Below are 22202 nucleotides of genomic sequence, written 5' to 3' on the forward strand. Positions count from 1 at the left end.
CGATGTCCGACACCGCAGCTCAGTTCACCGTTCCGGGCGCCGCCGCCGCAGTCGCCGCGGTGATCGGTGACCGCGACCTCATCGTCCAGGGCGACCGCCGCTACACCTACGCCCAGATCGTGGAGCGGTCCAACCGGCTGGCGGCCTACCTGCACGCACGCGGACTGGGCACCAAGACCGAGCGCTCCGAGATTGCCGGTCACGAGGTGGGCCAGGACCTGCTTGGCATCTACGCGTACAACGGCCCGGAGTACGTCGAGTCGATGCTCGGTTCGTGGCGGGCCAGAGTCGCGCCGTTCAACGTCAACTACCGCTACGTGAAGACCGAGCTTCAGTACCTGCTGGAGGATTCCGGTGCGACGGCGCTGGTCTATCACGCGACGTTCGCGCCACGCGTGGCCGACGTCAAGCGAGCGCTTCCGCGCCTGCGCGTCCTCATCCAGATCGCCGACGAGTCTGGCAACGACCTCGTCCACGGTGCTGTCGACTACGACTCGATCGTCGGTTCGGGCTCGTCGCAGCCGCCGCCGGTCGAGCCGTCCCCCGACGACCTCTACGTCCTCTACACCGGCGGCACGACCGGCATGCCCAAGGGCGTGCTGTGGCGCCAGCACGACATCTTCATGACGTCGTTCGGCGGTCGCAACATGGCCACCGGCGAGCTCACCCGGTCCTATGACGAGATCGCCAAACGCGTCCAAGAGAACCCGGGGACCAAGATCTTCACGCTTCCGCCGCTGATGCACGGCGCTGCGCAGTGGAGCGTAATGACCGCGCTCACCACCGGACAGACGATCGTGTTCTCCGAGACACCGAGCCGATTCGACGCCGACGAGGTGGTGCGAACCGTGGAGCGGGAGAAGGTGCTTGCGGTGCAGGTGGTCGGCGACGCGATGGCGCGCCCGCTTGCCGACGCACTCGAACGCTCGTCGGCGGACCTGTCGTCGATGGCCGTGGTGGCCAACGGCGGCGCGCTGCTGACCCCCACCGCCAAACAACGGCTGATCGACGTCAAGCCCGGCCTGATCATCATGGACGGCGTCGGGTCCTCGGAGACCGGGATCCAGATGAATCACATGTCTTCTTCCGGCGCCGTGTCGACCGGCAAGTTCAACGCGGGACCGGACACCTTCGTCGCGGCCGAGGAACTCGATTCGATTCTCGAGCCCGGGCATGACGGCATCGGATGGCTGGCCCAGCGCGGCTTTGTGCCACTGGGTTACAAAGGCGATGCGGCCAAGACCGCCAAGACATTTCCGGTGATCGATGGCGTGCGGTTCTCGATTCCCGGTGACCGCGCACGCCACCTCGCCGACGGCGGAATCGAACTGCTGGGCCGCGAATCTCAGACCATCAATTCCGGCGGGGAGAAGATTTTCGTCGAGGAGGTCGAAACCGCGCTGCTATCGCACCCCGCGGTGGCCGACGTCGTGGTCTCCGGCCGCCCGAGCGAGCGGTGGGGACAGGAGGTCGTCGCGATCGTGGCCCTCCTGGAGGGCGCCGGCGCCGACGCCCAGGAACTGATCGACCACGCGTCGGGTTCCATCGCGCGATACAAGCTGCCCAAGGCGGTGGTGTTCCGGCCCGTCATCGAACGCAGCCCGGCGGGCAAGGCGGACTACCGCTGGGCGCGTGAGCAGGCGATCAGCGGGAGCGCTTGAGTCGACGACGCGTGCGGTTGCGTGCCATCCGTAACGCCAGCCGTGAGCCTGCCTGCATCGACCCGCTGAACGGCGGGGCCGCGCGCCCGGTGATGGTGAACGGCAGATCGGTGCCCACCACGGTGCGGTAGTGGCTGAAGGCATCGAATCCGGCCTTGCCATGGTAGGCGCCCGTTCCGCTGCGACCGACGCCACCGAACGGTGCGGCGGACGGAATCATCTGCGCGGCAAAGTCATTGCGGGCAACACCCCCACTGCGGGTATTGCGGACGAAATGACGGAAGTCGTCGTTGTCGGGCCCGTACCAGTACGCGACGAGCGGTGCGGGCCGCTGGTTGATGTAGTCGACGGCGTCGGCCACTTCCGAATACGGCCGCACGACCAGTACCGGACCGAAGACCTCCTCATCGGCGATGCGCATCCGTTCGTCGACGCCACGCACGATGGTGGGCGCGATTTTGCGGGATCCGCGATGCGGCAGGGACTCACCGTACGGGGCGACGCCCTCGACGGTGGCGCCCTTGACGCGCGCATCGTCGATGAGTCCGACCACCCTGTCGAAGTTGGTCTCATTCACCGAGGAGCAGTAGTCGTCGTTGTCGACGATCGACGGGAACATCCCGCGCAACGTGGCCTTGGCGACGCTGACGAACGCGTCCACCCTGTCATCGGGCACGAAGACGTAATCCGGGCATACACAGACCTGCCCGCCGTTGATCATGCGGCCCTGGGCAATTCGCGTCGCCGCCCGCTTGAGATCGGCATCGCGCGACACCACAACCGGGTTCTTGCCGCCCAGCTCCAGCGTCACGGGCACGAGGTTCTCGGCCGCGGCGCGCTGCACGAGCGCACCTACCGACGGCGAGCCCGTGAAGAACAGGTGATCGAAGGGCAGCGCTGAGAACACCGCGGCGACGTCGGCACCGCCAGTGACCACAGCCAGTTCGGTCGGGTCGAAGTATTTCGGGACTGTCGCGGCCATCAGGTCGGCGGTTCGCGGCGTCACTTCCGACATCTTGATGATGACGCGGTTGCCTGCGGCGAACGCCGCCGTCGCGGGCAGCACCACCAGGTTGAGCGGAAAGTTCCACGGCCCGATGATGCCGACGACACCCAGGGGCGACGGCTGCACCTCGGCCCGAAGCCCGAACAGCCGTGCGGCGCGCATGAGTTGTGTCGTCCGCATCCACTGCGGGACATGGGCTCTGGTGTGTTCGATCACCGAGATCATGCCGAGAACTTCGGTGAACAGCGTCCCCGCCCTTGGCCGGGTGCCGAAGTCGGCCGCCATGGCGTCGACGAAGGCATCGGAGTTGTCCAGCACCAGGGCCAGTAGTCGGTCGATGCGGTTGCGCCGCACCGCCGCGTTCGGTGGCCCGTCAGCGATGAACGCCTGTCGTTGACGCTGCAGAACTGCGCCCGTGTCCATCGCACCGCCGTTTCCGAAGTGATTGTCCGAGCCACCAGAATTGTTTACTGTCGAGCCTACTGTCGGCCATTCGATGGTACGACGGCAGAGCGCGGGGCCGGAAGGATTGGGTGCAGATGAGCAGAATCGTGGTCGTTGGCGCGGGATCGGGTATCGGTGCGGCCGTTGCGAAATACTTCTACGACCGCGGCGACCACGTGCTTGCGGTCGACATCCGGGAGCCGCGAACGCCGGTCTCGGAATTCCGGCACTGCGATCTTCGCGACGCCGAACGGATCGCCGCGCTGCTCGGCGACATCGGCTCCGGCTGGGACATGCTGGCCCACGTAGCGGGGATTCCGGGTACCGCACCTGCCGCCGATGTATTGAACGTCAACTACCTCGGCATGCGATTGATGACCGAGGGCATGCTGCCATTGCTGAACGAGGGCGGATCGGTCGTCACCGTGGCATCGACGGCCGCGCTTGGCTGGGATCAGCGGACCGAAATCCTTTCCGAGCTCCTCGAACTCACCGAAGGCGACGCCGTCGCGCAATGGCAGGAGCGGCAGGATCCGGGTTATCCGGTGTACAGCACGTCAAAGCAGGCGGCGATCCTGTACACCAAGCGGCTCGCGGGACCCGCGTGGGCGAAGTACGGAGTGCGGGTGAACGCGGTGAGCCCGGGGCCCGTCGAGACGCCGATTCTCGCCGATTTCGAGCAGACGATGGGCAAGGAAATCCTCGACATGTGCCGCGCTACCGTCGGCCGCCACGCCACCGTCGAGGACATCGTTCCGGTGATCGCGTTCCTCGGCTCGCCGGAGGCCCGCTGGATCACCGGCCAGGACATTCACGTCGATGCCGGATTCCTCAACTCGATGACCGCTGGGCCTCCTGTCCAGCTGATATAGTCTACTGTAAGATTTACAGTACAGTTCGCAGGACCGACCCGGACCCGGAGATGCTGGAGCAGTTGTGGAGAGCTCGGTGCACAACGTCACGGTCGAGGAGGCGGCTGACCTCGTACGCGACCCCTACCCTCTGTTCGCGCGGCGGCGGCAGCAGTTCGGCGTCTTCAAGGGCAGCGTCATGGACTGGTCCACGACACCTGAATCGATGCTCCCCGAACACCTCTACGCCGCGGTCTCCTTCGATGCTGTCAACCGGGTGTTCCGTGACGGCAAGGTGTTCAACTCCCACATTTACGACAGCACCATCGGCCTGTTCATCGGCCCGACGATTCTGGCGATGGAAGGCAAGAAGCACTGGGAGCACCGCAATCTGGTGTCCGCGGCATTCAAGACGCGATCGCTCTCACGGTGGGAACCCGAAATCGTCCGCCCCGTCGTCAACGGGCTGATCGACGAGTTCATCGACGTCGGGAACGCCGACCTGGTCAAGCAATTCACGCTGGAGTTCCCCACCCGGGTGATCTCGAAGCTGTTGGGCCTACCCGAAGAAGATCTCCCGTGGTTCCGCAAGCGAGCGGTGGAGCTGATCAGTTACACCGTGAAGTGGAAGCGGGCGTTCGAGGCGTCTGCGGCGCTGAAAGACTATTTCCTGCAACAGATCGAGCAGCGCAGGAGCAAGCCCACCGAGGACATCATCGGCGACCTGGTGACCGCAGAGATCGACGGCGAGAAACTCACCGACGAAGCGATCTACTCATTCCTGCGACTGCTGCTGCCGGCCGGGCTGGAGACCACATACCGGTCGTCGGGGAACCTGCTGTTCCTTCTGCTCACCCATCCCGAGCAGTTCCGCGCGGTGCAGGCGGATCGCGACCTCATCGGACCCGCCATCGAGGAGGGCCTGCGGTACGAGACTCCGCTGACCACGGTGCAGCGTTACGCCACCGAGGAGACCGAACTCGAGGGTGTCACCCTTCCGCAGGGCGCAGTCATCGACGTGTGCATCGGCTCAGCCAACCGCGACGAGCAGCGTTGGGAACGCTCGGAGGAGTTCGACATTCACCGCAAACGCGTGCCGCACATATCCTTTGCCGCAGGCGAACATACCTGCATGGGGCTGCATCTGGCCCGTATGGAGACACGCGTCGCCGTGGAATGCCTGCTGGATCGCCTGACCGACATCCAGCTCGTCACCGACGACGACCCCTACATTCACGGGCAGCCCTTCCGCTCCCCCACGGCCATTCCTGTGACCTTCGCCGCCGCCGGTTGAGCTGTGGGCGCCAACGCGAAGTCCGGCACCCGCAAGCGTCGGGACCGGGGTTCGATCAGTGCCGACGAAATCATCAAGGGCGCCTTCGACGTCGCCGCACAGGTGTCGATCGACAATCTGAGTATGCCGGTCCTGGCCAAGCACCTGGATGTCGGAGTCACCAGCATCTACTGGTACTTCCGGCGCAAGGACGAACTGCTCGACGCCATGACCGATCTCGCACTTGACCGGTTCGAGTTCACTGTGCCGACCATCGACGCGTCCAATTGGCGGGAGTCGCTTCGCGATCACGCGCACACGATGCGCGCGCACTTCCGGGAGAATCCGATCCTGTGCGATCTCGTTCTCATCCGCAGTCAGTTCGGCGGCAGGGCGGTGCGCGGAGCTTTGCAGAAGATCGAGCAGCCAGTCGCGGCGCTGATCGAGGCGGGGCTGGAAGCTCACCAGGCCGTCGCCGTGTACGGGGCGATCTCGGTGCACACCCGCGGGTCGGCGGTGCTGGAGCGCATCCAGGACAGGACCGAGACGTTTCCCGCCCCCAGCTCAAACGGTAAGCGCCTCATCGGCTTCGCCGACGACATCGACTACGACTACATCCTCGAAAGCATCCTCGACCACGCACAAACCCTCATCGACGCCTCGTAATCAGGCGATTTGGGTGCGCGTACGATCGCCCAGCGAATGTTTGCGCACCCGAATCACTTCTGCCGGGGCATCCGGCATCCGATGGTTTTTGTCTCGAGGTACTGCTGAAATCCCTCGATTCCGCACTGCCGCCCCACGCCACTGTTCTTGTAGCCGCCGAACGGGGCGTCGGCGCCGTAGAACATCCCGCCGTTGACCCCGAAAGATCCGGTACGGATGCGGCGAGCGATGTTCATGCCGCGCTCCATCGATCGCGAGATGACCGCGCCTGCGAGGCCGTAGGCACTGTCGTTGGCGATGCGCACGGCGTGGTCGTCGTCGTCGAACGGCAGCACGATGAGCACCGGGCCGAAGACCTCTTCCTGTGCGATCGCTGCGCTGTTGTCGACCCCGACGATCACCGTGGGTTGCACGTAATGCCCGCCCGCAAGGTGCGCCGGCAGACCTTCGACCGCGCCTCCCCCTGTGGTGATCTCGGCGCCGTCGGCTCGTGCCCGATCCACTGCCGTGAGTACCCGGTCCTTCTGTGCGGCGCTGATCACCGGTCCGACAAGGGTTTCCGGCAGAACCGGATCGCCGACCGGCACGCCCTGGTATGCGGCGGTGACGGTGGCGACAGCCTCGTCGTAGCGCGACCGGTGTACGAGCATGCGGGTGGTGGCCGCACACGCCTGGCCGGCATGCACGCACACGCCGATCGCGGCGCCCAGGATCGCGGCGGGGTTGGCGTCGTCGAGCACAATGGCCACCGACTTGCCCCCGAGTTCCAGGAACATCCGCTTCATCGTGTCGGCGCCCTCACGCATCAGCAGTTTGCCGACCGCGGTGGATCCGGTGAACGAAATCATGTCGACCCGCGGGTCGGTGCCCAGGATCGAAGCGACATCGTTCGACGGGGTCGTGACGACATTCAGCACACCCGCCGGAATATCGGTGTGCTCGGCGACGAGCCTGCCCAGCCGCGTCGCATTCCACGGTGTGTTCGGATCGGGTTTCAGCAGAACCGTATTGCCCGCGGCCAGCGCAGGTCCGAGCTTGTTGAGGATGACCTCGATCGGGAAGTTCGACGGGGTGATCGCTGCGACGACGCCGACCGGTTCCTTGACGACAGTGCGGACGTTGCGCTCGCCGAACAATCCGCCGCCGTCGAGCGTGCGTTCCCATTCGAAGTCGTCGATCAAGCCCGCCGGGTAGCGAAGCGATTCGGCCAGCGGCCAATCCAGCTGTGCGGACTGCGTTGTCATCGCTGGACACCCGACCTCGGCGATCAGTTCCTCACGCAGGTCTTTCTTCTCGGCCTCGATCGCCGACTGCAATTGCGCCAGGCACCGCTTGCGCAACTCGCCGTTGTTCGGCCAGTCGGTCTCGTCGAAGGCCCGACGGGCACCCGCGATGGCACGATTCATGTCGTCAGGGCCGGCGGCGGCGGTGGCGCCGAGCAGCAGGCCGGTTGCCGGACTGACGTTGTCGAAGGTGGCGCCGGAGGCCGCGTCGACCAGATGACCGTCGATCAGCATGCGGGATTCGGCGCGCGCCGCCGCCCGGGTACCGACATCGACGCTGGTTTCTATCCGCTCTTCTGGATCTTTGATGGAGCTCACCATCTACCTCGTACAATCAGAAACAATGCCGGACGCTCAACTGTAACTATTACAGTAGGCGAATACAACAACGGAGAAGTCGAGTTGATCAAGGTGATGGAGGGCGTTCGCGTCCTCGAGGTTGCGCAGTTCACGTTCGTCCCGGCGGCCGGAGCGATCCTCGCCGATTGGGGCGCCGACGTCATCAAGGTCGAACACCCGGTGCGCGGCGACACCCAGCGCGGCTTCATCAACATGGGCGGCTTCCAGTTGGACCCGAACCGGCACCCGTTGATCGAGCATCCCAACCGCGGTAAGCGAAGCGTCGGCATCGACGTGTCCACTCCCGACGGACAGGAGGTGCTCTACGAGATCGCCAAGACCGCGGACGTGTTCTTGACCAACTACATGCCCGCGCAGCGCCAGAAGAACAAGTTCGACGTCGAGCACATTCGCGCGGCGAATCCGAACATCATCTACGCGCGCGGCAGCGCATACGGCGACAAGGGCGTCGAACGGGATACCGGCGGATTCGACGGAACCGCGTTCTGGACCCGCAGCGGTGTGGGCCACGCTCTGACCCCCGAGGAACTCGGAGGTGCTCTGCCACAGGGCATTCCGGCATTCGGCGATTCGATCGGCGGGATGAACATCGCGGGCGGGATTTCGGCCGCGCTGTTCCACCGCGAACGCACCGGGGAGGCAGTCGAACTCGACGTCTCGCTGCTGAGCACGGCATGGTGGGCGGCCGGCGCCAGTGTCACTCAGGGCATGGAGACCGGGGAGACCATGCGCTCGCTGATGCCCGGCACCACGGCATCGGTCAACCCGTTCATGGCCAACTACCTGACGTCCGACGGCGGCACTATCAACCTGTGCATCGTCAGCCCCACCGGATACATCCGCGATGCGTTCGAGCATCTCGGTCTGCCCGAACTCGCCGACGACCCGCGTTTCTCCGACGTGATGCCGCTGATCCAGAATGCCGAGGCCGGTGTGGCACTGATCGCCGAATCCATTCGGAGCAAGTCCTTCGACTACTGGCGTGAGCACCTCAAGACCATGAAGGGGCAGTGGGCTCCGTTCCAGAGCCTCATCGACCTCGCGTCTGACGAGCAGGCGATCGCCAACGACATGATCGTGGAAGTCGAGGCCAGCGACGGCGGCGCCCCGTTCAAGGTCGTGCGCGGTCCCATCCAGTTCAACCACGAACCGCTGGAGACGACGCGGGCGCCGCAGGCGTCGGAGCATACCGAGATCGTGCTCATGGAAATCGGGATGGACTGGGACCGTATCGAGGCACTCAAGGACTCCGGCGCCATCGCCTGAGCTACCCCGTCGCGGGGCTAGATCCGGTCGACGCGCACGGGTACGCCTGTCAGCCAGGCCATTCCGGACATCGACTCGACGTCCTCGGGCTCACTCGAGGTCAGTCGGTTGACGTTCGCCCCGCCCGCGCGATTGGCCAGCTGCCAGCCGCCGGTGCCCTTGTGACCCCAGCCGTGCGGAATGGCGACAACACCGGCGACGAGGTCCTTCGTCGCGGTGATCGGCACGGTGATCTGACCGTACGGCGAGCTGATCGACACGACTTCGCCGTCGGCGATCTGCAACTCGGCCGCGTCGTCGACGTGCATCAGCGCGTGGTGGCGACGCTCGCCGCGCATCAACAGCGGCGAGTTGTGCATCCACGAGTTCTCCGAGCGCGGCTCTCGCATGCCGATCATCCGCAGCGGGTAGCCCTCGGGATGCCTGCTCTGAGAGAGCTTGGCGACCTCGTCGCTGATATCGGAATGGACCAGCCGGATCCGCCTCGAGAGGTATCCGACCACATCACGCAGGACACCGGTGCGAATATGCGGCGACAACACGACACCGTGTGGGTGCTGTTCGGTCAGTCTGCGCAACGACAGGCCACCGCGGCGAAGGCCGAAGCGGTCACCGCCCTGCGACATCCGCACGAGTGCGTCGATCATGAGTCGCGGCGTGAGAGCGGTTCCGAAGGTGCTCAATGCTTTTCGCGCGACACCGAAGGCTGCGAATGCCGGCACCTGCCGTCCGAGGCGACGCGTGAGGTCGTCGACGATGTCCCACTCCGGACGCGACTCACCCGCGGGTGCGACCACCGCCTCGGTGGCCTGGCGAAACGGCGTGGCCTGAAAGGCCTGGAACGTGTACGGGAAGTCGTCGCGTTCATACATCGTGGTGACGGGCAGGATGTAATCGCATCGCGCGGTGGTCTCGGTGACGTAGAAGTCAAGCGCCACCGACAAATCAAGTGTTTCGAACGCGGCCTCGAGTTCATCACCGTTCGGCACCGACAAGACGGGATTGCCCGCCGAGACGAACATCGCCTTGATCTGGCGATCGCCCGGCGTCGTGATCTCCTTGGCCATCATCGCGGCAGGCTCTGAACCAATGGCACTGCGAATCCCGCTGACGCGCGACCGTTTCCGCCGCCGCGAGCGCCGCATCACAGCGCCCATCATCGTGTTCTGCCATCTCTGCCCGACGGTCTCCATCGAGCTGAAGACCGAACCGCCAGGGGCGTCGAGGTTTCCCGCGACCAGGTTGACCGCATCGATGAGATAAGTGGTGAGCGTGCCGTAACGGCCCACGCACGTGCCGAGTCGTCCGTAGATCGCGGCGCGCGGTGTGCGCACGAGATCCCGGGCGAGCGCCCTTACGCTCGCCGGATCTATGCCGGTCTGGGCGGCTGTCGCCTCCGGCGTGAACGGTCCGCTCAGCATCCGCAGCCAATCCACGCCGTCGGCGACCCGGCTCACCCGGTCGACGTCGACAAGGCGCTCGGAGAACATCACCTGCAGCAGCGAGAGCAGCAGAAAGGAATCCGAGTCAGGAACGATGCCGAGCCATTCGAACGCGACGGCGGTTTCGGTGCGGCGGGGGTCGACGACCACCACACGGCCACCACGCTTGACGATGTCCTGCATGCGGTCCTTGATCCGGGGCGCGGTCAGGAAGCTGCCGTGGGAGACAACCGGATTGGCGCCCATCATCACCAAGAGGTCGGTACGCGTCAGATCCGGGATCGGCACCGATGTCGGCACGCCGTAGAGCAGTTGGCTCGCGATCAGCCTGCTGTTGGTGTCCTGCGACGAGGCGGTGAAGTAGTGGCCGTGACGACCGAGGCCCTTCATGAACAGCAGTGCCGCGAAGGTGTGCGCGTAACTGAACGCGCCGGGGTTGCCCATATACCAGCCGACACCACCGGAACCGTCTCGACGCAGCACCGCCGACAGCCGTGCGGCGATATCGGACATCGCGTCATCCCACGCGACCGGTTCGAATCCGTTCGGACCGCGCCGCAGTGGGGTCGTCACCCGGTCGGGGTCGTTCTGCACCTCGGTGAAGGCGATGCCCTTCTGACATGCGAACCCCGCCGACAGCGGGTGTTCCTTGTCAGGACGCAACGCGGTGAGACGGCCGTCCTCGACGGTCGCGATCATGCCGCAGAGCGGCTCGCAGATCCGGCAGAACGTGGGCTTGTGTTCGATCACCGATGCCACGCCGACTACGATACTGTAATAGTTACAGTTGGGATAGGCTGTTGCTCCGACCAGGGAGGATCACCAACCGGCTTAACCGAAAGGCCTCAAGTCATGACCAACGACGTCGCCATCATCGGTGTCGGGCTGCACCCGTTCGGCCGCTTCGAGGGCAAGTCGGCGATGGAAATGGGCGTTGACGCCATCTTCGCCGCGGTCGCCGACGCCGGTGTCGAATGGAAGGACATCCAGGCGGCCACCGGCGGCAGCTGGACCGTCGCCAACCCCGACGCCATCGTCGGCATGGTCGGGCTATCCGGAATCCCGTTCACCAATGTGTTCAACGCGTGTGCCACGGCCGCGAGCGCCGCCAAGGCCTGCGCCGACGGAATTCGGCTGGGCGACTACGACATCGGCATAGCGATCGGTCTGGACAAACACCCGCGGGGCGCATTCACCGAGGATCCCGCGCTGGTGGGGATGCCGAGTTGGTACGCCGAGAACGGCCAGTACCTCACCACGCAGTTCTTCGGGATGAAGGCCAACAAGTATCTACACGACCATGGCATCTCGCAGGAGACGCTCGCCAAGGTCGCGGCCAAGAACTTCCGTAACGGCGCGCTGAACCCGAATGCGTTCCGCCGCAAGCCCATCGCCGAGGATGACATTCTCAACTCGACGATGCTGAACTATCCGCTCACCCAATACATGTTCTGCGCGCCCGACGAGGGAGCAGCGGCGGTGGTCATGTGCCGCGCTGACATCGCGCATAAGTACAGCAAGAAGCCCGTTTACCTGAAGGCGGTCGAGGTGCGGACGCGGCGGTACGGCGCCTACGAGGTCAACACGACCTTCGCACCCGTCGCCGAGGACGTCGCGCCCACGGTCTATGCCGCCAGGTCCGCGTTCGAAAAGGCCGGTGTGGCACCGGAGGACGTCGACGTGATTCAGCTGCAGGACACCGATGCCGGCGCGGAGATCATCCACATGGCCGAGTGCGGGTTCTGCGCCGACGGCGATCAGGAGAAGCTGCTGGCCGATGGCGCCACCGAGATCGGTGGCGCGTTGCCCATCAACACCGACGGCGGGCTGATCGCCAACGGCGAACCCATCGGCGCATCGGGCCTGCGTCAGATCCACGAGTTGGTGCGCCAACTGCGCGGTGAGGCGGGCGACCGGCAGGTACCCGGCGAGCCGAAGGTCGGCTTCGCCCAGCTCTACGGTGCGCCCGGCACCGCAGCGGCGACAATCCTCACGAGGTAACCATGACTCAGTTCACCGGGGCGCCGATCTTCGACGCCGACCAGCACATGTACGAGACACCGGAATCGCTGACGAAGTTCCTGCCCGAGAAGTACTCACGGGCCGTGCAATACGGCCAGTTCGGCCGCCACACGCGAATCGTGATCAACAACAGGGTCAACGACTTCATCCCCAACCCGACGTTCGAGCGCGTCGCCGCGCCCGGTGCGCACGAGAAGTTCTTCGCGGGCGAGAACACCGAGGGACTCACCCTGCGCGAGATGCAGGGCCCGGCCATCGATGCGCCCGCCGCGACCCGCAACCCCGCCGACCGCGTGGCCGAACTCGACCGTCAGGGCGTCGTCGAGGCGTTGAACTACCCGACGCTGGCAAGTCTCATCGAGCACGCGACCGCCGACGATCCCGAGCTGTCGCTGGCGGTCATCCACGCGCTGAACCAGTGGATGCTCGAGCAGTGGACGTTCAACTATGAGAACCGCCTCTACTCGACGCCCATCATCAACCTCTCCGAGGTGGACGGCGCCCAGCGTGAGCTGGAGTACCTACTCGCCAACGACGTCAAGGTCGTGTTGATCAAGCCCGGTCCGGTCAACGGCATCCGGGGCTGGCGGTCACCCGCACTGCCGGAGTTCGACCCGTTCTGGCGTGACGTCGAGGCCGCCGGGTTGCCGGTCGTGCTGCACGCGAGCTATCCGCCACTCGACGATTACGTCGCGAAGTGGGAGCCGCCGTACACCCAGAACTTCATGGCGCAGAGCGCCTTCCGCTGGATGGTGTTGGGGCACCGCGAAATCTCGGACATGATCGCTGCCCTGATCTGCCACGGCACGCTGACCCGCTTCCCGAAGTTGCGCGTCGCCAGCGTCGAGAACGGCAGCTCGTGGATCTTCCCGTTGTTCAACGACTTCGACGATCTCTACAAGAAGATGCCGCAGAATTTTCTCGAGCACCCGCACGACGTCTTCCGCCGCAACATCTGGGTGAGCCCGTTCTGGGAGGGCTGCGTCTCCGACGTCGTGAACACCGTCGGCTGGGACAAGGTGCTGTTCGGCTCTGACTATCCGCACCCCGAGGGGCTGGCCGAACCGAAAGGCTTCTGGAAGTACGCCGAGGGGATGGACCAGCGGCGCACCTACGACTTCATGGGTGACAACGCGCGGCGATTCATGGGTCTGCCGATCGCGAACCCGGATCCCGAAGCGGTCAAGCCGCCTGCGCTGTCGCACGTTTAACCAGACATATCGCCGGTTCACGGGGCATGCTGGACCCATGCCCACCATCACGACGAATGACGGCGTCGACATCTACTTCAAGGACTGGGGCTCGGGTCAGCCGATCGTCTTTAGCCACGGATGGCCGCTGTCGGCCGATGACTGGGACGCTCAGATGCTGTTCTTCCTGCAGCACGGCTTCCGTGTCATCGCCCACGACCGTCGCGGCCACGGCCGGTCCTCTCAGGTCGGCGACGGTCACGACATGGACCACTACGCTGACGACCTCGCCGCGGTCGTCGAGCATCTGGACCTGCACGATGCCGTGCACATCGGGCACTCGACCGGCGGCGGTGAAGTCGCACACTTTCTCGCCCGCTACGGCCAGAACCGCGCCGCCAAGGCAGTACTCATCAGCTCAGTGCCGCCGCTGATGGTGCAGACCGACGCCAACCCCGGCGGTCTGCCCAAGGAAGTGTTCGACGACTTTCAGGCCCAACTGGCGGCCAACCGGTCCGAGTTCTACCACTCGTTGGCATCGGGTCCGTTCTACGGGTTCAACCGGCCCGGTGTGGAACCGTCGGAGCCGATCATCCAGAACTGGTGGCGCCAGGGAATGATGGGTGGCGCCAAGGCGCATTACGACGGCATCGTCGCGTTCTCGCAGACCGACTTCACCGAGGATTTGAAGAAGATCACGATTCCGGTTCTGGTGATGCACGGCGACGACGACCAGATCGTGCCGTACGCCGACTCCGGGCCCCTATCGGCCAAGCTACTGCCGAACGGAACGTTGAAGACGTATGCCGGCTACCCCCATGGCGCATTCACCACCCACCACGACGTGATCAATCCCGACCTGCTGGAGTTCATTCGCTCCTGAGCTGTGGTTCACCCTCGGCGCGACACTTCCTTGGAATGGTCGACGTGAAACCGTGCCGCCTTCCGTATGGACTCCGCCGCGGGGCGCGGATTCCAGCCGAGTTCGCGCGTCGCCTTACTGTGATCTGCGGGCGACGTGGTGTGTAGTAGCCGCACACCTGTCACGTCGATGACCGGATCACGTCGTAGCAACCGGGCCACCGCTCCGCTGGCGAAGCCAGCGGCGTACATCATCGCGAGCGGAATGCCGAAGCGCGGCGGTCGCGCACCGACTCCGTCCGCCGCGGTCGTCAGCAACTCCCGCATCGGCATGTATGTCTCGGAAATGATGTAGCGTTCGCCGACCCGGCCGTGTTCGGCGGCGAGCAGGAACGCGTCGGCGACGTCCTCGATACCCACCACCTCGGTGGACACATCTTTGACCCACACCGGAAGCTGGCCTTGGGCAGCCAATTTCACCATCAACCCTTGATTCGGCTGAAAGTCCAGCGGTCCGTACGGGTTGGATACATTCAACGCGACGGCGGGCAGTCCCCGCTCGCGGGCATAGCGCAGGACCAAATCCTCCGCCTGACGGCGCGACTCGATGTAGGGCCCGCCGACCCCCGGCCAGTTGAACGCATCGTCTTCGGTCGCCGGGCGGCCTTCGCCGAGGGCGATCGTGCCGATGGTGCTGCAGAACACGAACCGATACAGATCGTTATCGGTGGCGATATCGAGCACCCGCTGCAAGCAGTTGACGTTGGTTTCGAAAAGGGGTGCCGGGTCGCGCAGGTGGAAGCGGGTGTCCACCACGCAGTAGTAAACGACATCGCGGTCGGCCATCGCTGCGCGCAAGGCGTCCGCGTCGTACAGGTCGCCGTAGCACCGCTCGATGTCGAGGTCGTCGATAGCCATTGTCTTGCTGGACTTGCGGAGATACACCCGAACGTCGTCGCCGCGCTCAGCGAGTTTGCGGGTGACATGGGAGCCGACAAAGCCACTCGCACCCATGACGAGGGCTTTACGCCGAATCGCTGAAGTCACACTACGAAGCTTTCTTGGCGACCGGGGGTGCGTACGCCGGCTTCCCGAGGCCAAGCGTGTACTGCGCGATCATATTTCGGAACACCTCGAGGGTGCCGCCGTAGATCCCCACCAGCGGCGCGAACCGGTAGACGTACTCGGCCGCACCGTCATCGGCCGCCCCGTCGGTACCGATCGGCAACAACGCAGGCGTACCCAAGATGTCCATCAGATCCGGCGAGATGTCGCGCATCGTCTGGGCCAGGGCGACGCGGCCGAAGATGCTCGGCGCACTCAGTGATGCCTCCATTCGGGCGACGCTTCGCCCGAGCCGATATGCGACCGAGCCGTCGTCGATCAGGCGGCGGCCGTCAGGGCCCGTCTCGCCGACCTTCGCAGCGGCCTTGTCTACCGCGGTGGCCATGAATCCGGCCTGGTGCATCATGATCGACACGTCCTGCAGTCCGTCCTGGGCGGCCTCCACTGCGCCGTGCTCCACGTTGAGAGGTTCGCGCACCACGGTCCAGCCGTCGTTCACCTCTCCGAGCCGATACTTGTCGTCGACGCGTACATCGCTGTAGTAGACGATGTTGGTGCGGTCACCGTCGACCGTGCGGACGCCCTGGATCTCGATACCCGGCGAATCGAGAGGAACGAGAAACATGGTGAGGCTCTTGTGCTTCGGCGCCGCGGGGTCAGTATTGGTGATCAGGAAGACGTACTGGCAGTTGTGTGCACCGGTGGTGAACATCTTCGACCCGTTGATCACCCAGCCTTCGCCGTCACGCACGGCGCGGGTCTTGCAGGTGGCGACGTCGGAACCGCCCTCCGGTTCGGTGTAACCCAGGCAGAGGCGGGCGTGACCGCTGTAAACCTGTGGCATCACTTCGGCTTTGAGTTCGGGTGAGCCGAACTTCTCCACCGAGTGCGCAATCATGGCGGTCGTTCCGGACGTGACCCACGGTACGTGGGCGCGGCGCTTCTCGAGTGCCCAGATACGAGCCCGGAGGCGATTGAAGCCGCCTTCTGATTCCGGCTTCCACTCCTTGGCCAGGTAGCCCGCTTCGCCGAGCGCCAGATGTACGCCCTCGTCGAAGTTGTCGCCGGTCTCACGATCACGGCGGATCACCTCATCGGTGACGTGCGTGCGCAGGAAACCGCGTGTCTCGTCGAGGAAGGCCTGATCGTCATCGGACAGTTCGACCCGTGAGAAATCCATTGCGGCCTTTACCTGCCTTCCCGTGCGGCGACGATCTCGGCGATGTATTTGGCTGTGACACCGGGGTCACCGCCGGCCAGCGACCATCCGCGGGCCCGCACCAGATAGGCAGTCGCCGCGGCTTCGGCCGAAACGCCGAGGCCGCCCTGGACGTGGACCGCCATCGTCGCTGCCTTCGACGCTTCTTCGGCCATGAACACGAACGCCGACGGCGCCAGCTCCGGACGCTCGTCGGGCTCGTTGTCGAGGAACCACGCTGCCCGCCGCGCCAGGTTACGTCCACCCTGGACTGTGATGGCGATGTTGGCCAAGGGGTGCGAGATGCCCTGCAACGTCGAGATCGGAACACCGAGTGTGTAGCGGGACTTGGCGAACTCGGCGGCGATGGTCATCGTCTCCTCGACGAGGCCGACCAGTGCTGCCGCAGTGAGCACCCGCCATTCATCCAGGGCCCGTTGATATTCGATCAACGCCTCGGGTCCGCTGCCCAGCACGGTGCGATCGTCGGCGGCGGCGGGGTCGACCCACGCCATCGGAAGCTTGCCGATGTTGTCGACCTTGACCGGTCGGGTCCCGAACGTCAGTCGCACGACGTCTTCGCCGTCACGCACGATGATGTGGTCGGCAATCGATCCCGTCGGGATCAGGCGAACCCCGGAGACGTTGTCCTGTCGGGGATCGAGCGCGATCAGCTGCTTACCGTTGACGACGTCCGGCTCGGCCGTGCCCAGCCGTGCCAGTAGCCGAGCCGCGCAGACATGATCGATCCACGGAACCGGGGCTAGCGCGCGGCCGAGTTCGTCGGCCACCAGCGTCAGATCGACGAGAGTGGCGCCGTCCCCTCCGCTGGACTCGGGCAACGCCATGCTGGTTGCCCCCATGGCGCACAGCCGTTCCCACAGACTCTTGTCGAAGCCGGATTCCTCAGCGGCGCGGACGGTTTCGATCGGGCAATGCGTTTTGAAAAACTCACGATACGCCGACTGTATGGCGTTGTGGTCCTCGGACAGGCTGTAGTCCAGCCTCCGCAATTCGTAACGGTCCATCGTCAGTGTTCCCCTTGCTCCTCGCGTCCGCGGCGATCCTCTCGGACCCCGAAGAAGAAATCCTGTGCATTGTTGTAGAGGTAGTTCTCCAGCACCTCGGCAGGCAGGTCCAGCGCCAGCGCCTCGGGCACCACACGGTGCATTCTCAGAACCGGCCAGTCCGATGCGAATATGACCTTGTCGGGTCCGCGGGTGCGCATGTAGTGCAAAAGGCTGTCCGGCAACCGCTTGGGCGACCACGCCGACGTCATCAGGCGCAGGTTCTGGTATTTGATCATCAGTCGGATCGCGACGTCCCACCACGGATCTGCCCCATGGATCATGCAGAGCTTCAGCTCGGGGAATCGCACGCATACCCGGTCGAGGTGGATGGGGTTCTGCGCCTCCCCGGGGATCGGCGGACCCGGCAGACCGGTGTTGATGCACAGCGGTAGACCGATTTCAGCGCATTTGGTGTAGAGCGGATAGTAGACGGCGTCACTCGGCGGGTACTGACCGTCACCCCAAAAGCTGGGCCCTACAGCGGTGTACGCCACCGGGAGGTCGCGCACGATGGCGCTGAGTTCCCGCAGGGACGGCATGGGCCGCAGCAGATTCACGCCACCCACCGCGAGTGCGAACTTGTCGGGCCGCTGGTCGACGAACTTGCGGGCCGTCACCGACGGCTTCGTCAGGTTGTCCATCAGGATGGCCTTCTCGACACCGCGCTCGTCCATTTCCTCGAGCAACTGCGGCAGCTCGACCTGGTCGTAGAGCGACTGCGGTCCCTTGAAGTAGTCGTCGCGCACCTTGAGCATGAACTCGGGTTGCTTCTCAGTCTCACCGAAGTGGACGTTGACCAGGCAATCGATGGCTTTCGGGCTCATGTCAGCGACGCCTCTTGCATCGCAGCCGCTTTCGCCCAGCGATAGTCCGGTTTGCCATTTCCGAGCCGCCGTACTTGATCGACGAAAATGAACTCCTTCGGCGCCTTGAACCGCGCGAGATGCGATGTGCATTGGCCATGAAGCTCTTCGGGGGTGATGCTGACGTCGTGCTGCAAGGCCACCAGTGCGACGATTTCTTCACCCCACCGCTCACTGGGCCGACCGACCACCAGCGCATCGGCGACACCCGCGTATGCGCGCAACACTTCCTCGACTTCCTCGACGAAGACCTTCTCGCCGCCGGTGTTGACGACCAGCGAGTCCCGACCGAACAACTGGAGAGAGCCATCGGGAGCCAGCGAGCCGCGGTCCCCGGAAATCACCACACGCTGTCCCTCAACGACGGGAAACGTCTTACGGGTCGCGGCCTCGTCGTCGAAATAGCCGAGCGGGATGCGTCCGCCGCGTGCGACGAAGCCGACCTCCTGCTCCCCCGATTGCAGGAAGCGACCGTAGTCCTCGGACAGGACCAGCGCGCCTTCCCTGAGCACGAACGTGTCCTTCTGGTCCCCGTGTTGGCTGCGCCCGAAGCCCACGTTCCCGGTCTCCGAGGAGCCGTAGCCGTTGATCAAGGTGATCTGCGGCAGCAACTCCAGAAGCGCCTGTTGGTGTTTCGGATTGGTGGCCGCCCCACCGGTGCCGATCGCATACATCGACGACAGGTCGTAAGCACCGCTGCGCAGTTCCTCGACCAGCGGCCCCGCGTAGGCGTCGCCGACCATCGTCATCATGCCGACTTTCTCACGCTCGGCCGTCTCGAGTACCGCACATGGGTCGAAGCGTGTCTTATCGTAGAGGACGATCGGCAGCCCGTTGAGGAGCCCCGCGAAGGCCGTCCACATTCCCGCTGCATGCATCAGCGGTGACACGGCGAACCACGGCTGACCTTCGAAACCGAGCTTGGCATGGATCTCGTCGACGGATTCGTGGTCGGCGCCGTTCATGGACACCACGTACGTGTCGCTCTGCCGCCACATGACCCCTTTGGGGCGGCCGGTGGTCCCGCCGGTGCACACCATCATCACATCGTCGGGTGACGTCGCAATGTCGACGTCCGTATCTCCCTGCGCCAGAGCATCTTCCAAACTGATGGCCCCCGGCAACTGCGGTGCCGAACTGTCGTCGTCGACCGAGATCATCAGGTCCGCGGCGGCGGGCGGGAGGACATCGGCGAACTTGGGCCCGAACGAGCGGTGATAGATCACCGCTCGTGGCTGCAGGTAGTCCAGGAGTTCGGCAACCTCGCGTGGGGTGTAGTTGTAGTTGACGTTGACCGGTACGGTTCGCGCCTTCAGCGACCCGATGACCATGTCGGGATACAGGTCGTTGTGCATGATGAGTGCCACGCGATCCTGTCCACATTCCCAGTTCGCGAGGTCAGCTCGTTCCCGGTGCGCGCCCAACCCCTGCCCGGCAAGGTAATTGGCCAGTCTGCGGGTCCGCTCCGCCGACTCCCCGAACGTGCTACGGCGCGTACCGCAGATGGTCATCAGCCGGTCGGGAACGGCTTCGGCGATCGCGTCCAGCACCGCGCCGATGGTCCATTCGCCCATGGCTAGGCGGAGGCCGTTACGTTCGCACCCAGCAGCTGCAGCGCGTTGTCGCGCATCACCTTCCGGGTGTCCTCGTAGCTGAACTCCGGGAACTGCGGGATGTCGGCGGTGAAGGTCATCGGATCGGCCAGGCCTTCGCCGTGAGGCCAGTCCGAACCGAACAGGATCTTGTCGACGCCGATCGTCGCGGCGAGCAGCTTGACGTCGTCCTCGTAATACGGCGCGATCCACACGTTGTTTCTCAACTGCTCGACCGGGTCCTCTTTGAAGTGGTACGGCGCGGTGTTGGCGGCCTTCTTGAGCCGTTTGATCAAGCGGTAGACGAAGTATGAGCCGTTCTCGATGCTCGCCACCTTCAACTTCGGATGCCTGGTGAAGACCTGATGCACGAGCATCGATGCCATGGCGTCGTGAATCGCGCGGTCGTCGAGCAGCACCTGATCGAGCGGATCCTTCTTACCGAACCCCTCGAAGGTGGCCTTGCCGCCCCACAATGCCGCGATCGCGAGATAGCCGCTGTCGGACAGGTGGAAGATCACCGGAACGCCCGCCTCGGCCAGTCGGGCCCACACCGGATCGTGCAATGGATCTCCCAGTGAACGCGGCTTGACACGACCCGGAACCGGCGCAGGCCGTACACACACGTTCTTGGCGCCGCGGGACAGGACGAACTCGACCTCTTCGACGGCCTTGTCCGGATCGGCCAGCGAGATGATCGGCGCCGACAGGAACCGGTGGTCGGGACGGTCGAAACCCCAGTCTTCATCGAGCCACAGATTGAACGCGTGCACCGTGGCCATGGTGGCCTCGATGTCGTGTTTGAGGGCTTCCTCGACGCCGCACGCGAAAGTCGGCAGCATGAACACGGTTTCGAGGTTCTGCTTGTCGAGAACCTTCAGCCGGGCATCGCGATTCTGGTACTCGGGATGGTCTGGCAGCCGGTCGACCTTCATCAGCGAAGCCGGGTCCACGCCCTCGGGGATTTCACCGCGGAACAGAAGGTCGAGGCAACCGGGTTCGATGATCGGGTCGAACGTCGGATTCGGGATGAAGTGGTTGACCACACCACCCATGACGGCGAACGTGCGCTTGCCCTCGTTGAGCATCTGCACTCCGCGGCGTTTGAACTCCTTGGGCAGGTGGCGGGTGCACGAGTCGATCGTCTCGTAATAGTGATTGTCGACGTCTATGGCCATGTAGTCCAGGGTCATGATTCCTGTCCTTTCAAAGATCCTTGGCCTGATCCTCGGGCCGGCGGGAAGTTCGGCTGACGCTTTTCGAAGAAGCTCGTGATGCCTTCGATGAAGTCGGGGCGCTGCATGGATTCGTGCATCAGCTTTTCGGCATCGTCGCTGGCATCGAATACATCGCGCATGGTGTCTGCGTACACCTGTTGCTTGATCACCGCCAGCGAGCTCGGCGCGCAGTTGGCGGCGATGTCCTCGGCGTAGGCGATCGCGCGGGAAAGTAGTTCTTCGGGTGCCACGACTTCTTTGACCAGTCCAAGGCGCAGGGCCTCGTCTGCCAGGAACACCCTGCCCGACAACAGCAGGTCGAGAGCAACGCCCTGGCCGACGATGCGAGGCAGGATCCAGGAGATCCCGTACTCCGCGATCAGGCCTCGGCGGGCGAACGAGGTGCTGAATTTTGCGCCGTCGGCAGCGAACCGCACGTCGCACATCAACGCCATCGTCATACCCATACCGGCACAGGCACCGTTGATTGCGGCGATGAGGGGTTTTCTCATCGTCGCCGTGAAATGCGGATGACGCGCACCGACCAGCTTGCCGACGTCCGTGTCCGCGGCGGCATCGACGGTGGCGGCGCTGATCGACGTGAGGTCGCCCATGTCCGCCCCGGCGCAGAATGCTCGGCCTTTACCGGTCACGACGATGGCCCGGACGTCAGGGTCGGCCTCTGCGTCGTCGAGTCTCAGATAGAACATGGTGGCCAGACCGCCGCCCCAGCCGTTCATCCGCTCGGGCCGGTTGAGGGTCAGGACGGCGACGCCGGTGTCGAGGACCTCGTAGAGCACGGGTGCGCTCTGGTCGGAGGCGTTGCGGTCCAAGGGGTCAGCGACGCGATCTCCAACGCTCACCCGTCAGCC

At 64.6% G+C, this 22202-nt stretch carries 18 protein-coding genes; 8 read left to right on the top strand and 10 right to left on the bottom strand.

What is annotated here, in order from left to right; translation table 11 throughout:
- Nucleotides 1-2 precede the first annotated feature (2 nt).
- The gene (locus CSQ99_RS21580) at nt 3-1661 is read left to right on the top strand and encodes an acyl-CoA synthetase (protein ID WP_099041046.1); all 1659 of its coding nucleotides are present in this window, start codon (nt 3-5) and stop codon (nt 1659-1661) included.
- Here the strand turns inward: CSQ99_RS21580 and CSQ99_RS21585 are convergent.
- Nucleotides 1645-3090, bottom strand: a complete 1446-nt coding sequence (locus tag CSQ99_RS21585) for a coniferyl aldehyde dehydrogenase (protein ID WP_099041047.1) — start codon at nt 3088-3090, stop codon at nt 1645-1647. The two genes, CSQ99_RS21580 and CSQ99_RS21585, sit on opposite strands and share 17 nt — an antisense overlap.
- Nucleotides 3091-3206: 116 nt before the next feature.
- On the opposite strand from CSQ99_RS21585, the gene CSQ99_RS21590 reads away from it, so the two are divergent.
- From CSQ99_RS21590 to CSQ99_RS21600, 3 genes are all read left to right on the top strand, one after another.
- Nucleotides 3207-3983 (top strand): coniferyl-alcohol dehydrogenase, encoded by a 777-nt coding sequence (locus CSQ99_RS21590; protein WP_099041048.1) that lies wholly within the window; start codon nt 3207-3209, stop codon nt 3981-3983.
- Between the two features lie 64 nt (nt 3984-4047).
- Nucleotides 4048-5256, top strand: coding sequence for a cytochrome P450 (locus tag CSQ99_RS21595; protein WP_099041049.1), 1209 nt, complete (start codon nt 4048-4050; stop codon nt 5254-5256).
- A gap of 3 nt (nt 5257-5259) precedes the next feature.
- Nucleotides 5260-5901: a TetR/AcrR family transcriptional regulator gene (locus CSQ99_RS21600; RefSeq protein WP_099041050.1), complete on the top strand. Its 642-nt coding sequence runs from the start codon at nt 5260-5262 to the stop codon at nt 5899-5901.
- Nucleotides 5902-5954: 53 nt separating this feature from the next.
- Here the strand turns inward: CSQ99_RS21600 and CSQ99_RS21605 are convergent, their stop codons facing one another.
- On the bottom strand, nt 5955-7418 hold the full coding sequence (locus CSQ99_RS21605) for an aldehyde dehydrogenase family protein (RefSeq protein WP_425437849.1): 1464 nt from the start codon (nt 7416-7418) through the stop codon (nt 5955-5957).
- Between the two features lie 180 nt (nt 7419-7598).
- On the opposite strand from CSQ99_RS21605, the gene CSQ99_RS21610 reads away from it, so the two are divergent.
- Entirely contained in the window at nt 7599-8810 is a 1212-nt protein-coding gene (locus tag CSQ99_RS21610) for a CaiB/BaiF CoA transferase family protein (protein WP_099041087.1), read from the top strand.
- Nucleotides 8811-8827: 17 nt separating this feature from the next.
- Here the strand turns inward: CSQ99_RS21610 and CSQ99_RS21615 are convergent, their stop codons facing one another.
- Nucleotides 8828-11011, bottom strand: a complete 2184-nt coding sequence (locus CSQ99_RS21615; RefSeq protein ID WP_099041052.1) for a molybdopterin-containing oxidoreductase family protein — start codon at nt 11009-11011, stop codon at nt 8828-8830.
- A gap of 93 nt (nt 11012-11104) precedes the next feature.
- Between CSQ99_RS21615 and CSQ99_RS21620 the strand changes: the two genes are divergently transcribed.
- The 3 genes from CSQ99_RS21620 to CSQ99_RS21630 are packed head-to-tail and all read left to right on the top strand — an operon-like array spanning nt 11105 to nt 14347.
- On the top strand, nt 11105-12253 hold the full coding sequence (locus CSQ99_RS21620; protein ID WP_099041053.1) for a thiolase family protein: 1149 nt from the start codon (nt 11105-11107) through the stop codon (nt 12251-12253).
- A gap of 2 nt (nt 12254-12255) precedes the next feature.
- Nucleotides 12256-13485 (top strand): amidohydrolase family protein, encoded by a 1230-nt coding sequence (locus CSQ99_RS21625; RefSeq protein WP_099041054.1) that lies wholly within the window; start codon nt 12256-12258, stop codon nt 13483-13485.
- 37 nt (nt 13486-13522) lie between these two features.
- Nucleotides 13523-14347, top strand: a complete 825-nt coding sequence (locus CSQ99_RS21630) for an alpha/beta fold hydrolase (protein ID WP_099041055.1) — start codon at nt 13523-13525, stop codon at nt 14345-14347.
- Between the two features lie 8 nt (nt 14348-14355).
- On the opposite strand, the gene CSQ99_RS21635 is transcribed toward CSQ99_RS21630, so the two are convergent.
- Genes CSQ99_RS21635 through CSQ99_RS21665 form a run of 7 tightly spaced genes read right to left on the bottom strand, consistent with a single transcriptional unit; the run spans nt 14356 to nt 22193 of the window.
- Nucleotides 14356-15339, bottom strand: a complete 984-nt coding sequence (locus tag CSQ99_RS21635; RefSeq protein WP_099041056.1) for an NAD-dependent epimerase/dehydratase family protein — start codon at nt 15337-15339, stop codon at nt 14356-14358.
- Nucleotides 15340-15373: 34 nt separating this feature from the next.
- Nucleotides 15374-16570, bottom strand: coding sequence for an acyl-CoA dehydrogenase family protein (locus CSQ99_RS21640; RefSeq protein WP_099041057.1), 1197 nt, complete (start codon nt 16568-16570; stop codon nt 15374-15376).
- Between the two features lie 8 nt (nt 16571-16578).
- Complete coding sequence (locus tag CSQ99_RS21645) at nt 16579-17616, bottom strand: acyl-CoA dehydrogenase family protein (RefSeq protein ID WP_099041058.1); 1038 nt, start codon at nt 17614-17616, stop codon at nt 16579-16581.
- A gap of 2 nt (nt 17617-17618) precedes the next feature.
- Complete coding sequence (locus tag CSQ99_RS21650) at nt 17619-18482, bottom strand: amidohydrolase family protein (protein WP_099041059.1); 864 nt, start codon at nt 18480-18482, stop codon at nt 17619-17621.
- A complete protein-coding gene (locus CSQ99_RS21655) occupies nt 18479-20095 on the bottom strand; it encodes an acyl-CoA synthetase (protein WP_099041060.1) in 1617 nt (538 codons plus the stop codon). Before CSQ99_RS21655 ends, CSQ99_RS21650 begins: the two co-directional genes overlap by 4 nt.
- Before the next feature lie 2 nt (nt 20096-20097).
- Nucleotides 20098-21306: an amidohydrolase family protein gene (locus tag CSQ99_RS21660; protein WP_099041061.1), complete on the bottom strand. Its 1209-nt coding sequence runs from the start codon at nt 21304-21306 to the stop codon at nt 20098-20100.
- The gene (locus tag CSQ99_RS21665) at nt 21303-22193 is read right to left on the bottom strand and encodes an enoyl-CoA hydratase (RefSeq protein ID WP_099041062.1); all 891 of its coding nucleotides are present in this window, start codon (nt 22191-22193) and stop codon (nt 21303-21305) included. The genes CSQ99_RS21660 and CSQ99_RS21665 overlap by 4 nt, the downstream gene beginning before the upstream one ends.
- Between the last annotated feature and the right edge of the window lie 9 nt (nt 22194-22202).

The organism is Mycobacterium neglectum, assembly GCF_002591975.1.
GTDB classification, from domain to species: domain Bacteria; phylum Actinomycetota; class Actinomycetes; order Mycobacteriales; family Mycobacteriaceae; genus Mycobacterium; species Mycobacterium neglectum.

Bases quoted from the DNA above. Each gene is read 5' to 3' on its own strand.
- CSQ99_RS21660 (WP_099041061.1), bottom strand. From the start codon at position 21,306: ATGACCCTGGACTACATGGCCATAGACGTCGACAATCACTATTACGAG.
- CSQ99_RS21625 (WP_099041054.1), top strand. From the start codon at position 12,256: ATGACTCAGTTCACCGGGGCGCCGATCTTCGACGCCGACCAGCACATG.
- CSQ99_RS21655 (WP_099041060.1), bottom strand. From the start codon at position 20,095: ATGGGCGAATGGACCATCGGCGCGGTGCTGGACGCGATCGCCGAAGCC.
- CSQ99_RS21585 (WP_099041047.1), bottom strand. From the start codon at position 3,090: ATGGACACGGGCGCAGTTCTGCAGCGTCAACGACAGGCGTTCATCGCT.
- CSQ99_RS21635 (WP_099041056.1), bottom strand. From the start codon at position 15,339: ATGGGTGCGAGTGGCTTTGTCGGCTCCCATGTCACCCGCAAACTCGCT.
- CSQ99_RS21605 (WP_425437849.1), bottom strand. From the start codon at position 7,418: ATGCTGATCGACGGTCATCTGGTCGACGCGGCCTCCGGCGCCACCTTC.
- CSQ99_RS21630 (WP_099041055.1), top strand. From the start codon at position 13,523: ATGCCCACCATCACGACGAATGACGGCGTCGACATCTACTTCAAGGAC.
- CSQ99_RS21650 (WP_099041059.1), bottom strand. From the start codon at position 18,482: ATGAGCCCGAAAGCCATCGATTGCCTGGTCAACGTCCACTTCGGTGAG.
- CSQ99_RS21640 (WP_099041057.1), bottom strand. From the start codon at position 16,570: ATGGATTTCTCACGGGTCGAACTGTCCGATGACGATCAGGCCTTCCTC.
- CSQ99_RS21620 (WP_099041053.1), top strand. From the start codon at position 11,105: ATGACCAACGACGTCGCCATCATCGGTGTCGGGCTGCACCCGTTCGGC.
- CSQ99_RS21645 (WP_099041058.1), bottom strand. From the start codon at position 17,616: ATGGACCGTTACGAATTGCGGAGGCTGGACTACAGCCTGTCCGAGGAC.
- CSQ99_RS21580 (WP_099041046.1), top strand. From the start codon at position 3: ATGTCCGACACCGCAGCTCAGTTCACCGTTCCGGGCGCCGCCGCCGCA.
- CSQ99_RS21590 (WP_099041048.1), top strand. From the start codon at position 3,207: ATGAGCAGAATCGTGGTCGTTGGCGCGGGATCGGGTATCGGTGCGGCC.
- CSQ99_RS21610 (WP_099041087.1), top strand. From the start codon at position 7,599: ATGGAGGGCGTTCGCGTCCTCGAGGTTGCGCAGTTCACGTTCGTCCCG.